The sequence below is a fragment of the Jatrophihabitans fulvus genome (assembly GCF_054781375.1).
Genome location: NZ_BAAGUN010000007.1, coordinates 70,566 through 83,505, shown reverse-complemented (window position 1 = coordinate 83,505; position 12,940 = coordinate 70,566). Strand labels below are relative to the sequence as shown.

Below are 12,940 nucleotides of genomic sequence, written 5' to 3'. Positions count from 1 at the left end.
GACCTCCCTGCTCCACGGCTGTTCGCCTGGTGTGCTGCGCGCCTGCGACGATCCCAGCCGTCCCCGGCCGGCACGAGGGACCGGACTGCCCTCGCGCGGGACGAGTTGCCTGCCCCTTCGGGCAACCCGCGCCGGTGACGGTCAGCCCCGCTTGCGTTGCGTCCGCGGCGTGCTGCCGCGACCGAGCCGCAGACCGTCCGCCCGATCGTCCGGCGCGGCCGACCCGGGCGCGGCGTCGCCGGCGGCGACGGGCACGTGCTGGTGCCGTCCGGTGTCCTGCCCGCCGTGGACGGTGTCGGCCAGGTCGAGGTACATGCCGTCCGAGACCGGTGGCCCGGCCTCCTCGGGGACGCCGACGTCCATCGGGGCGATGACCACCACGTCCAGGGAGGGTTTGAGTTCCCCACCCAGTGCCGTCCACACGTCGGCGAACGCGCGGTCCTCCGGGGGTGGCAGGCCGACCGTCAGCTTCGCCTCGCCGTCGGCCACCGGCAGCAGTCCCGGCGGCACCGAGTCGTAGCGCAGGAAGCACCGCATCAACGACGCGAGCAGGCGGTGCTCGTCCTCGGGCCGCTGCGTCCAGGCGGTCACGAGGTAGGAGAACTTGAACATGCGCGGGATGCGGTGCCGCGTGCGCGCGCCCGGGTTGCCGTCCATGCGCTCGACGAATCCGTTCTCGCGCCGGCGCAGGTCCTCGCGGATGTCGTAGAGGTAGAGGTTGACCGTGGGGGCGTTGCGGCGGGCCGCCCAGTCCTTCGTCGGCGCGTCGAGGACGACCTCGACGTCGGTCGCGCCGTTGAGAGCCTCGCCGCGGACGATGTCGCGCAACACCTCGTCGATCTGCGGGATCATCCTCAGCCCCGTCCGACGAAGTCCGGGGGCGACTGCGTGCGGGGCACGACGAGCATGTCGGCGCTCACCCGGGAGAAGCGGGCGAGGACCGAGGTCGCGTACAGCTTGCGCAGGCCGAGGTCACCGTCGCGGCGCACGACGAGCATCGGCGTCTGCAGCGTGCCGTCGGCGGCGACCCGTACCGCGCCGGTCGTGCTGGTGATGCCGGTGCTCCAGCGCAACCGCACGAGCGAGTTCGGCGGCATGTTCTCGCCGAAGACGACCGTGACGAAACCGGGCGGACCGATCGGCGGCAGCAGCCGGACGGTCGGCTGGCGCACGAGCAGCTCGTCCCGGTCGACGTTGTTCGTCGTGACGGCCTCGTCGCTCGTCGTGGTGACCGCCGCGGCTGCGGTGCGGCGGTAGTTGCGCGGTGTCGGCGTGAGGCCGGCCGGGCTCAGTTCCACGAGATAGGTGCGCGACTCACCCGGCGCGAGCGTGCCGAGCTCGCAGGTGCTGGCGCCCGCCGCGCAGCTGGGACTCGCGCTGGGACGCAGGCGCGTGGCGACGTCGGTGTCGAGGCGGACGTTGTCGGCGGGCGACGGCCCGTTGTTGCGGACGGTGACCCGCAGCCGCGCGTCACCGCCGACGTAGGCGGTGTCGCGGTCGAAGCGGACGGACACCGCGACGTCGGCGAGCCGCCGCACGACGCGGACGTCCGCGGTGTCGAGGTCGTTGCCGGGCACCTCGTCGTTGCTGTCGGTCGTCACCGTCGCGATCGAGGTCTGCGTGCCGAGCGTGGGCGCGGTGACCTCGATCTCGACGGTGCGCACGGCGCCGGCGGCCAGGTCGCCGAACGCGCAGGTGAGCGTGCGCGTGGCGAGCGTGCACCCGGGCGGCGCCGTGCCGGGCTCGAGTCCCGTGGCGATCTGCACGGTCAGCACGGTGTCCAGCGCGAGCTCGGAACCGTTGTTGCGCACCCGGGCCCGCAGCAGCGTCGAGTCGTCGATCGTGACCAGGTCCGGTGCGGCGGTGAGGGTCACGCCGACGTCCGCGAGATAGCGCCGCACCTCGACGGTGGCCGACGCGGTGTTGTTCGACTCGTCGGGATCGTCGCTCGCCGAGTCGACGGTGGCCGTGGAGGGGTAGGAGCCCACCGTCGGTCCGGTCACCTCGATCGCGGCCGTGCGCGTGTCGCCGGGCAGCAGGTTGCCGTAGGAGCAGGTGAGCGTGTGGTCGGCCAGCGTGCAGCCGGACGGGGCGTCGCCGGGCGTGAGCCCGGCGGCGATCGTCACGGTCAGCACGGTCTCGTCCGCACGCTCGTCGCCGTTCGTCACCCGTGCCGTCAAGGTGCTGGTGTCGCCGAGGACGATCACGGCCGGGTCGGCGGACAGCGTCACCGCGAGGTCGGTGCTGAACCGGCGGACGACGACCTGGGTGCGCGCGGTGTTGTTCGTCAGGTCGACGTCCACGCTGTCGGTCGTGACCTGCGCACCGATCGTGTACGTGCCGAGGGTGGTCGTGGTGACGTCGAAGGTGAACGTCCGCGTCGCTGCGCCGGGGAACGTCCCGAGGTCGCAGGTGAACCCGCCCGCGGCAGCCGTGCAGGTCGTCGGCGGGGTGCTCGGCGGCGTGTACGCGAGGCCGGCGGGCACCGACACCGTCAACACCGTGTTCGCGGCCCGCACGTCGGCGAGGTTCTCGACCGTCACCGCCACGGTGCTCGTCCCACCGGGAGTGATCGTCGCCGGTGTCGCCGCGATCGTCACGGCCAGGTCGACGGACGGTTGCACCGTCGGCTCCGACTCCGGCTGCGGAGTTTGCGCGATGGCGCGCAATCCGGTGCCACCGGGTGTGATCGCGTAGATGCCCGCGTTGCTCGGCGCCCCGGCCGGCTGCCCGGTGAAGTAGAGCTGCGTGCCGTCCGGCGACCACGCCGGGTCGTGCGCCTCGGACAATGTCCGCCGGGCTGCGGTCGGTGTGCCGCCGGTGCCCGACGCGTACGTGATGAACCCGACCAACGCATCGGGCTCGCCGGCGAGGTCCGGTGTCGTGTCGCCCGTGGTCGGGTCGTCGCCGAGGGTCGTGACGTTCAGCTGCCCGCCGTCGTCGTAGGCGATGCGGTTGCCCGACGGCGCCCACGACGGGCTGCTGCCGTACAGGGGGCACCGGCCGGACGGCGCCGAACAGACGATCCGGACGTCGTGCTGCGCCGCGGATGCCAGGTCGACCAGCACGAGAACCGGCGGGTCGACGGCGAACGTCTTCCCTCCGAAGCCACGCGACTCGCTCGACGCGTACTCCGACTGCGCGACCACCGGCCCGCCGGCGGCGAGGAGCAGACCGGGTCCCGTGGGAACGGCACTCGGCAGCGACGCCCGGTGCTCACCGGGCAGGGGCGCGCGCAGCGCTATGCACTCCTCGGTTCCCACGCCGTATGTCCTGTGGTTGTTCGAATCGACCGGGTCCGGCGTCGAACTGGACACGTCGGCGTTCAGGGTCAGGCCGGGGTTCGGCGTACAGGTCGTCTGCGTCAGGACGAACGTCAATTGCCGCTCGCCGGAACCCGCGGCCAGTGTCGGCAGATCGCACTTGAAGGATTGCGGCGTGGAGTCCGGACGCACCGTGCAGCCGTTGATCAGGGTGACCGTCGTCTGGCTCGGCACCGTGATGACGAGCAGCGGGCTGGCCGCTGCACTGGGACCGACGTTCTGGATGTTCACCCGCAACGTCGTGGGACTGCTGGTGGTCGTGCCGGAGTCGGTGTCGAAGCGCGTGATCTGGACGTCGGCGCTCAGGGGCACGGCGGAGACGGTGACGGACCTGCTGTTGTTCGCGCTGTCGTAATCGTCGTTCGTCGAGTCGGCGGTCGCGGTGACGGCCACGTTCGTGAACGGCGCGCTCGCGGTCGCCTGCACGACGACCTGCACCCGACGACCGGCGTCGACGTCGCCCGTCGCGCATACGACACGAGCGGCAGTGCCCGGACATGTCGCGGTCGGCTGCAGGTCCAGTCCGGCCGGCGCCGTGATCTCGACGGTCGAGGACGGGGCGGTACCGCCGCTCGGGTTGTCGACGGTGGCGGTGATCGTGACCGTGTCGCCCACGGTGAATGCCGTGCTCGACACCGCGAGCGTGAGCGCGAGATCGGTGGGCACCGAACTGCGGCCCGCCACGAGCCGCGTCCCGTCCGGCGACCACGTGGGATGCCCGTAGACGGCGAGCCCGTCGTCGCCGGTCGTCACCCGTGACGCCGTCCCTGCGGCCAGGTCGGCGACCCAGATCGCGCGGGAGAATTCGGTGAAGCGTCCGGCCGTCCGGAACTGGTAGGCGGTGCGGACGAAGGCCAGCTTCGTGCCGTCCGGTGACCAGGACGGCCAGAGGTCGTAATGGGTGACACCGTTCGGGTTCGCGTTCGGGTCGGCGTCGTCGAGGAAGCCGTCCTGGACCGGTTGCGGGTCGGACCCGTCCGCCCGGGCGATGTACAGCCGGCGTCCGGATCCGGCGGTGGTGCCCATCCGGCGGCTGAACGCGATCTGCGACCCGTCGGGCGAGTACGCGGGCGTCGACGCGTCGGCGGGGTCCGAGGCGGCGACCTGGTCCCGGTCGCTGCCGTCGTCGCTCTGCGCGTCGGTGATGTCGGCGTCGGTGCGGCGGTAGGTGACCAGCAGATCGCCGCCCACCCACGCCGGGTGGGAGGTCACCCGCGATTCGAAGGTCGTGTCGTACAACCGGCGCAGCTGTGTGGGGTCGTACACGAAGGGCGGTTCGGTCGCGGTCGCGGTGCGCTGGACCGCGAGGAGCACGCTGCCGAGTGGGTTGGCGTCGTTACCGGTGAACGCGACTCCTTCCGCGCCGGGCGCGGCCTCAGAGCTCTGCGGCGGTTCGGTGCCCCGCCATGCCGAGCGGACCTCCAGAGGCGTCGCGGGCACCGCGTCCGCAGTGCCGGTGACCTCCCCGAGGGAACCGTCGCTGCGGTAGCGCGTCGTGGTGCACAACAGCACCCACGGCGTAGGGGTTCCGTCGCGGTTGCGGGCGATGACCGGCTGCGTGGTACCGAACTGCCCGCCGCCGTCCGTCAGGCGCGTGACCCCGTTGTCAGGGAGGCCGCCGAATCCACCCACCTGCGCGTACAGGTCGCCGAGCGGGTTCTGCCGGTCACTGCTGTAGACGAGGAACTGTCGGCCCGGGCTGTTCGCATCCGCGATCCATGCCGGCCATTGCTCGTTGCCGGTCTGCGACGGCAACGTCGTCGGGGTCCCGCACGGCGCGGCGGTGGCCACGACGCGGATGTCACCGCCGGATTCGAAGGCGACGTACGCACCGTCGGGCGACACCACCGGGTGGGTCTCCTTCGCGTCGTCGCAGGTCAGGCGCACCGCGGCGGTCGGGGGCTGGGCCTCGCCGACGACGAGATAGACGTCGCCGTTCACGTCGTCCCTGGTGCTGACGAAGACCGTGTAGCGCACCGGCGGGGTGCCGACGCGGATGGACGACGCCTCGCCCTCGTGGGCAGCGGCCGCAGAGCCGAACGACGGGTTACCCGGCCCGAGGAGGCCACCCGTCTGCGGCGGACCGACCAGGCCGGGCGGGGCGTCTCCGTAGACCCCCAGCGCGTCCCGGTCGTCGGTGAACGCGACGCGCGGCTTCGTGGGATCGGCCGGAGGCAACAGCGTGGCGGCCGGTGGGGTCGACGCGACGGACCGGCCGGGGGACCGTTCTCCCCCGACAGCGGCCGCACCGGCCGGTCCGTCGAGCCCTACGGCGCTCGTGCCCACCTGCGCGAGCACGAGCGCTCCCACCACGCCCGCGAGGCGCAGCGCCTTCGCACGACGCCTCACTTCGTTCCTCCACCTACGTGTTCATCGGCTGCAGCGCGTACACCGTGGTACATCGACACCGAAACCGGACAGGGCCTACCGGGGCATCCGTCGGGCCGCGTCCACGGCCCGAAAGGGCAGCTCGTCAGATGAGTCCCTCGCGCAGCGCGTACGCCACCGCGTGGCAGCGGTTGCGCAGCTGCAGCCGGCTGCAGACGTCGTGCAGGACGGTCTTCACCGTCCGTTCGGAGTAGCCGAGCTTCATGGCCACCTCGGCCGTGTCGAACCCGTCCGCGACGAGCCGCAGCACCTCGATCTCGCGCGCCGCCAGGCCGTTGAAGCTCAGCCCGCGCGGCGTGAGCACCTGTCGCTGCAGGCTGCCCACCTGGCTCAGCAGCCGTCCGAGCAGGTCGGGCGGCACGCTGCCCTCGCCGGACGCTGCCCGGATGATCAGCTGCACGAGCCGTTCGGGCGTCGCGTCGACGCGCCGGGTCATGCCGATGACACCGGCCTCGACGGCGGCGATCAGCCCGGCGTCGTCGAGGTTGCTCGCCACGACGACGGCACGGGACGGCCCCTGTCGCTGCACCGAGCGCAGCAGCTGCAGCGTCCGCTCCTCGATCGTCTCGACGACGAACAGGGCGACCCGCGCCTCGGCGACGTCGCTCTCCGCGATCAACCGCACTTCCGGACGCGGGCGCAGCTGACTGGCCGCGCCCGCCTCGGAGATCGGGTCGTGCGCGCAGATGTAGACCGGTATGCGTTCCATCTCGGAACCCCCAGACGCCCTGCCGGCCGCAGTGCGCACTCCACGTCCGGCGCCCCGGCGGGCCGGTGACGTGGAACGGGCCCTGCCGGACGACGCGTTCAACGACGCCACCGAGGATCGCGGGAGGGGGTTCGGGTTTCCTTAAACGGACACACGGGCGGGCACGACAGCGCTGCGTCGACGATCGTCATGGCCCCCCGTGCCCTCCGTTCACGTCACCGCGAGGTCTTCGTGGTCGTGCCGCCGATCAGCACCGAGGTGTCGCACGTCGTGGGCGTCGAGCCGACCGGCTTGCCGACCCGGGTGCAGGTGACGGTCGCCTTCAGCGACCCGCCCGCGCCCACCACGATGGGCGACACGAAGTGGTAGTCGATGTCGCGGAAGTTCTCGAGCGCGAGCACCAGCAGCACCGTGTTGCCGCGTGACACCTGCAGCCGGCCGATGTCGCCCTGCGGGTTCTCGAGCACGATGTCGGTCACCTGCATGCTGCGGTCACCCGCGACCGCCAGCGTCTGCGAGTTCGTCGCGCCGCGGGCGGTGATCACGTTCAGCCGCTGCGACGTGGGCTGCGCCGCCGGGGCCGCCGCCGCACCCGAACTCTTCGCCCCGCCTCCGCCGCCCTTCGCGGCGGCCTGCTGGGCGGCGTCCGCCTTCTTCGCCGCCGCGGCGGCCTGCTGCTGCGCCTTGTCGACCGGCGCCGCGACGGCCTCCTTCGCCGCATCCTTCGCGGCGGACTCGACGGCCGGCTTCAACACCAGGAACCACAGCGCGGCCAGCAGGGCCAGCAACGCGATCAGGGCCAGCAGCGCCTTGAGGATCCACTTCGGGAAGACCGGCTCCTGCAGGTGCGTGCCGTCGAGCACCACCGGGGGCCCGTCGTGCGGCACGACGTTGACGGCGAACGGGTGCGTGACCGGGGCGCCGCGCCAGATGCGGCGGCGGGTGCGGACGAGCACGTCGACGAACGCGGCGTTGCCGGGTCCGACGGTGAAACCGGGGTCGACGTCGATCGTGAGCGCGTCGGTCGGGTCGACGGCGTCGAACAACAGGCCGACCGGCACGTTGCCCCGGTTGTCGACCGCGATCTGGTGCTTCGCCGATCGCTTGCCGCGCGAGGTGCGCGGGATGAGCTCGGCCGTCGTCTCGAGGAACGGCAGGACCTCGACCATGCCCTCGGGCACGATCGCCTCGTTCGGACGCTCGGTCGGCACCACGCGCACGCCGTAGGCGAGCTGTCCCGCCGGCACCCCGGAACTGCGCGGCGGACGGATCGTCAGCCGGGCCGTCGTCGAGTCGCCCGGGTACAGCGACACCTCGGGCGGGTCGACGGTGATCCACTGCGCGGGGACGCCGACCGGTTCGATGCGGTACCCCTCGACCAGGCTGCCGTCGTTGCGGATGATCAGCGGGACGACGGTCTCACTGCCGGCCGCAAGGCTGACCTGAGGCTGTTCGAGGGTCGCAGTCGTACTCACGCGCCGCACGATATGAAGCGGCCCTCCGCCGCGGGGACCCCCAAAGGCCCTTCAGGCAGGCAAACCCGTTGCCCTTTCGATCGTCGCGACGGCGGTCCGGCCGGTCGGGACCCACCTGCGGCAACCGGGCCGCTATGCCCCGATTCGGCCACCAAAGGTCCCGGCAATGTGAAGAGGGGGTGTGTGGCCCGGACGTCCGGTGGAATGCTGACGCCGCTTCGCGCGGGAGTTCCCGCGCGTCCGACCGACTGCATCGGATCGCTCATGGCCGCTCGACGCCGCGCCTCGCGCCACTCCGCGCCGGGCCGCGCCACGGGCCGGCAGGGGGCAGGCGCGCTCGTCGGCGCCTCGCAGCTGTCGGCGATGCGCGACCACCGCGACGAGCAGTTGCCCGTCCGCACCACCCGGACGACCACTCGTACGGCCGCCCGCACGGCCACGTCGGCCACGTCCACGTCGCGCCGGCGCCGAGCGCCCCGGTCGCGGCACGGGTCGGGCGGGTCGGAGGTCGTCGGTCCCGTCACGCTGGCCGGGCTCGCCGCCATCACGATCGTCGGCGCGCTGGTGTGGCTGCTGCTGCCGTCGGGCAAGCCGGACGACGGCGGCGGCAGTCCGGCGGCCGCGCTGGTCGCGGTGCCGACGTCCGCAGCCGCGAGCAGCACCGCCGCGGCCGGTCAGCCCGACGTCGCCCGTCCGTCCGCGATCGGTGTCGCCGACGCGTCGACGAAGGCGACACCGAAGGCCGCGGCGGACGACGACCCGGTGCCGGCCTCGACGCTGGCCGCGGGCGACATCCCCACCACCGCCCTCGCCGCCTACCAGTACGCCGCGGCCCGGCAGGACGGGCTCGAGCCCGGGTGCCACATCACGTGGCCGCTGCTCGGCGCGATCGGGCGGGTCGAGTCCAACCACGGTCGGGCCTTCGGCGCCGTGCTGCACCAGGACGGCACCAGCAGCCCGCCGATCCGCGGCATCCCGCTGAACGGCAACGGCACCGCCGAGATCCGCGACACCGACCACGGCAGGCTCGACGGCGACCGGGTCTACGACCGCGCAGTCGGCCCGATGCAGTTCATCCCGTCGACCTGGGCGAGCTGGGGTGTCGACGCCGACCGCGACGGACGCAAGGACCCCAACGACATCGACGACGCCGCCGCGGCCGCTGCCGCGTACCTCTGCGCCGCCGGACGGGATCTGTCGACCTACCGCGGCACGGTGCAGGCGATCCTGAGCTACAACCACTCGACCGAGTACGTGCACGACGTGATGGCGATCCAGCGCATCTACGCCGCCGGCGTCGTCGCGGTGCCCACCGCGCCCGGCACCGGACGCAACGGCAGCCCGGCGCCGTTGCCGTCGCTGCCGAAGCCCACGCTCCCGCCCGTCGACCCCGGCAAGCCGCGCGGCCTGCCGCCGCAGAACGGCGGGTCCGGTGAGCCGGTGCACCCGAAGCCCACGCCGAAACCGAAGCCGACGAGGTCGTCCGGTGCCGGATCGACGTCGCCGGGCGGCAGCTCGGGCGGCCCGACCTCGGGTCCCGTGACGACCGACCCGGCGACGTCCGACCCCGGCACGTCCGGACCGGTGAGCTCCGACCCGGGCAGCGGCCCGCCCACCGACCTCCCCACCGACCCGACGGACGTCCCCTCGACCGATACCCCGCCGAGCCCGGACCCGACGACGGACGCCCCCACCGACACCCCGTCCTCCGACGCCGCGTCGTCGGATCCCGGGTCGGGTGGCGAGGGCCCGCAGCCGATCTGAACCGTGCGATCGTCGTACGACCTCAGCCCAGATGGACCGCCGGCAGCGTCCGCGGCGAACCGAGCAGGTGGGCGAGCAGCACGGCGGTGATCGACTCGGCGCACAGCAACCCGACGAGCACGACGATCTGGAAGCGTGCGGCCAGACCCGCGCTCGCACCTCCCAGCAGGGCGCCGACGAACGCGCCGGGCAGCGTCACGAGGCCGACGGTCCGGGTCTGGTCCAGCGCCGGCACCAACGCCTCGGTCACCGCGTGCCGCGCGATCTCGCGCACCGCGTGACGCGGGGTCGCCCCGAGCGACAACCAGGCCTCGACCTCGTCGCGCCGCGCGCGGAGCCCGGCGCCGAGCTGCCGGCCGGTGAGGGTGGCCGCCGTCATCGTCCCGCCGAGCACGATGCCGCTGACGGCGACGAGCGTGCGCACGTCCCGCGACAGCGCGGGCAGGCCGACCACGATCCCGATCGTGACCGCGGCGCCCACGCCGCACGCGGCGACGACGCGGCGCAGCGCGTGCTCGTGGTCGGCGAGGCGGTGCGCCGCCGTCCACGTGGCGACCCCGAACATGACGGCCAGCACGGCCACCACGGCGACGGGCGCCGCGAACACCCCGCGCAGCGCCGCCGCCACCACCGCCAGTTGCACCAGCGCCCGCGCCGACGCCACCAGCACGGCACGCCGGTGCGGCACCGCGCCGGCGCTCAGCACGCCGAGCGCGATGCCGAGCAGCATGACGAGCCCGACGCCCAGCCGGACGTCGGCACTCACCGCACGGTGAAGAGCACGAGGCTCGCAACCCCCGCGGCGATGCAGTAGAGCGCGAAGGGCACGAGGCTGCGGTGGGCGAGGTAGCGGGTGAGGAACCGGACCGACAGGTACGCGCCCACCCCGGACAGGACCGAACCGAACAGCACCTGCGGCCGGATGCCGTCCCCCAACGGTCCGAACAGGTCGCCGAGCTTGAGCGCACCGGCGGCCAGGATCACCGGGGTCGCGAGCAGGAACGAGAAGCGCGCGGCGTCCTCGCGCGAGAGCCCACGCAGCATGCCGCCGACGGTGGCGACGCCGGAGCGGGAGATGCCCGGCGCCAGGGCGGCGATCTGCAGTGCTCCGATGCCCACGGCCTTCGCCGTCGACATCTCGGCCAGCCGCTTGTCCGACTCGGGACCGCTCACCCGCTCGTCGACGTACTCGCCGTCGACGGTCGGGTCGTGGCGTCGCATCCGTTCTGCGGCGAACAGGACGACGCCGTTCACGGCGAGGAAGATCGCGGCGGGGACGGGCTTGCCGAGGTGCACGCGGACGAAGTGCTCCCCCATCAGACCGACCAGCCCGACGGGGACCGTGGCGAGGACGAGCAGCCACGCCAGGCGCTGGTCGGCGTCCTTCACCTCCCGCCGCACCACGCTCGTGACGAGCCCGCGCACGATGCGCACCCAGTCGCGCCAGAAGTAGACGAGCAGGGCGAGCGCGGTGGCGACGTGCAGTCCGACGATGAACGCCAGGTACGGCGACTCGGGGCTGCTCACGTCGAGGTCCCGGGCCCACGACCCGCCGACCCAGGCCGGGATCAGGATGCTGTGCCCGAGACTCGAGATCGGGAACAGCTCGGCGACGCCCTGGACGAGGCCGACGACGCCGGACTCGAGCCAGCTGAGGTGCGCGGTCATGGTGTGGCGGTACTCCTCGGTGCTTTCGGCGGACGGGACGGGGACAGGTAGACGGTGTGGCCGCCGGCCGAGGCGACGGTCCCGCCGCGGCGCAGCTCGCCGAGCGTGGTGCGGGAGATGCCGCTGCCGGCGACGCGGCCCAGCACGACGACGTCTCCGGACGCGAGGTAACGGCGCAGGTCGTGCTGCCAGCGCAGGTTGGACCGTCGCGGGCCGGTGCCGCGGTCCCGCCCGTAGGTGCGACCAGTGACGTCGACCCAGTTCGCGCAGTTGTGCGCGAAATCGCGGCTCAACACGTTCAGCCGGATGAGCACGACCGGTGTGTCCGACATGACGCAGCGGTACGGCGCGACCGCACGCTGCAGCTCGGCGGCATCACGGACGACGCCGCCGCGGGGCAGGGGCAGCGCCGCCGCCAGCACGGTGACCAGTGCCGACACCGAGACCAGCACCGGGACCGTCCGTCGCCCGGCCGCGGCGGGCACGTGGGCCGCCACCGCCACGACCAGCGCGAGAGGGACGGCAGCGAAGGCGCAGTACGGCACGAACCACGACGGCGAGAGCAGCAGGACGGCGAGACAGGCGGCGAGCAGGACGAGCAGCGGACGTCCCCACTGCCGGTCGCGGGCCGCGCGCCGGGCGAGCGCGAGAACGGCGACCACGCCGGCGACGGCGGCGACATCGCGTGCCGTCGGCCCGGCGAGGAGGTGCGAGATGCCGGTCAGGTCGGCCAGCCGCCCGGCCGTGCCCGTGTGGCTCGACGGCCGGCCGAGTTGATCGGCCACGACGGACGTCCACATCGCCCGCGGCGCAGCGAGCAAGAAGGGCAGGTTCACGACCACCGCGCCCGTGGCGGCGCCGGCGACGACGGCGAGCGCGCGACCCGGCGTCCGCCGCGCGAACCACAGCAGCAGCAGCACGGCGGGCACCGCGTCCCAGATCTTGACCGTCGCGAACAGCCCGAGCAGGACAGCGGCGAGCGCGGTCGGCCACGGCCGCCGCGCGCGCAGCAGCCCCAGCAGCGCGACCAGCAGCAGTGTGTTGGCCAGCGTCTCGAGCTTGAGCAGGTACTCGGCGCCGACGACGCCGTCCCACACCGCGTAGAACACCCCGCCGGCGAGCGCGGCGCGCCAACGCAGGCCGAGCGCCCGGGCGACCAGCACGACGAGACCCGCGTTGCCGGCGCCGAGCACCGCGAACGACGTGAGCGCCACGGTGAACGCGGCGTTGTCACCGACGAACCGGGCCAGCGCGGCGAACGGCGTCAGGGCCACCATCAGCAGCGGCGGGTGCAGCAGCACGAAGTCGCGGTAGGGCAGCCGCCCGTGCACGAACGCGTCGGAACCGGCGAAGTAGACGCCCGAGTCGTAGCCGAAGGTGCCGCGCACCGGGTCGTTGCGCCACAGCACGGCCAGCCGCACGACCAGGGCGAGCAGGGCAACGGCCGCCGTCGCGGCACCCGGACGTGCGACGACGGTGCCGAGCGACGGTGCGGTCGGACGCCGTCCGACCGTCCGCCCCGCACCCACCACGACACGAGCCTCACCCGGCCCGCCTGAACACGACATGACCGCTGGTCGCGGGTTCTCAGCCGATGCCCGTGGCCTGGGCGA

General features: G+C 73.2%; 8 protein-coding genes. 1 reads left to right on the top strand and 7 read right to left on the bottom strand.

The annotated features are described in order from the left end of the window. Positions 1–141 precede the first annotated feature (141 nt). The 4 genes from ACYVP9_RS19905 to ACYVP9_RS19890 form a co-directional block, all read right to left on the bottom strand. Positions 142–852: a Pvc16 family protein gene (locus ACYVP9_RS19905; RefSeq protein WP_460606698.1), complete on the bottom strand. Its 711-nt coding sequence runs from the start codon at positions 850–852 to the stop codon at positions 142–144. 2 nt (positions 853–854) lie between these two features. Next, positions 855–5,672, bottom strand: a complete 4,818-nt coding sequence (locus ACYVP9_RS19900; protein WP_460606697.1) for a hypothetical protein — start codon at positions 5,670–5,672, stop codon at positions 855–857. A 124-nt stretch (positions 5,673–5,796) separates the two neighbouring features. Further along, positions 5,797–6,420 carry a response regulator transcription factor gene (locus ACYVP9_RS19895; protein WP_460606696.1) on the bottom strand — a complete coding sequence of 208 codons (624 nt, stop codon included), beginning with the start codon at positions 6,418–6,420 and terminating at the stop codon, positions 5,797–5,799. Positions 6,421–6,635: 215 nt separating this feature from the next. Beyond that, entirely contained in the window at positions 6,636–7,895 is a 1,260-nt protein-coding gene (locus ACYVP9_RS19890; RefSeq protein WP_460606695.1) for a COG1470 family protein, read from the bottom strand. A gap of 264 nt (positions 7,896–8,159) precedes the next feature. On the opposite strand from ACYVP9_RS19890, the gene ACYVP9_RS19885 reads away from it, so the two are divergent. Beyond that, on the top strand, positions 8,160–9,659 hold the full coding sequence (locus ACYVP9_RS19885; RefSeq protein WP_460606694.1) for a lytic murein transglycosylase: 1,500 nt from the start codon (positions 8,160–8,162) through the stop codon (positions 9,657–9,659). A gap of 22 nt (positions 9,660–9,681) precedes the next feature. Here the strand turns inward: ACYVP9_RS19885 and ACYVP9_RS19880 are convergent, their stop codons facing one another. Genes ACYVP9_RS19880 through ACYVP9_RS19870 form a run of 3 tightly spaced genes read right to left on the bottom strand, consistent with a single transcriptional unit; the run spans position 9,682 to position 12,859 of the window. Beyond that, positions 9,682–10,425, bottom strand: coding sequence for an ABC transporter permease (locus ACYVP9_RS19880; RefSeq protein ID WP_460606693.1), 744 nt, complete (start codon positions 10,423–10,425; stop codon positions 9,682–9,684). Continuing rightward, positions 10,422–11,327 carry an undecaprenyl-diphosphate phosphatase gene (locus ACYVP9_RS19875; RefSeq protein ID WP_460606692.1) on the bottom strand — a complete coding sequence of 302 codons (906 nt, stop codon included), beginning with the start codon at positions 11,325–11,327 and terminating at the stop codon, positions 10,422–10,424. The genes ACYVP9_RS19880 and ACYVP9_RS19875 overlap by 4 nt, the downstream gene beginning before the upstream one ends. Next, positions 11,324–12,859 carry a glycosyltransferase 87 family protein gene (locus tag ACYVP9_RS19870; protein WP_460606691.1) on the bottom strand — a complete coding sequence of 512 codons (1,536 nt, stop codon included), beginning with the start codon at positions 12,857–12,859 and terminating at the stop codon, positions 11,324–11,326. The genes ACYVP9_RS19875 and ACYVP9_RS19870 overlap by 4 nt, the downstream gene beginning before the upstream one ends. Positions 12,860–12,940 lie beyond the last annotated feature (81 nt).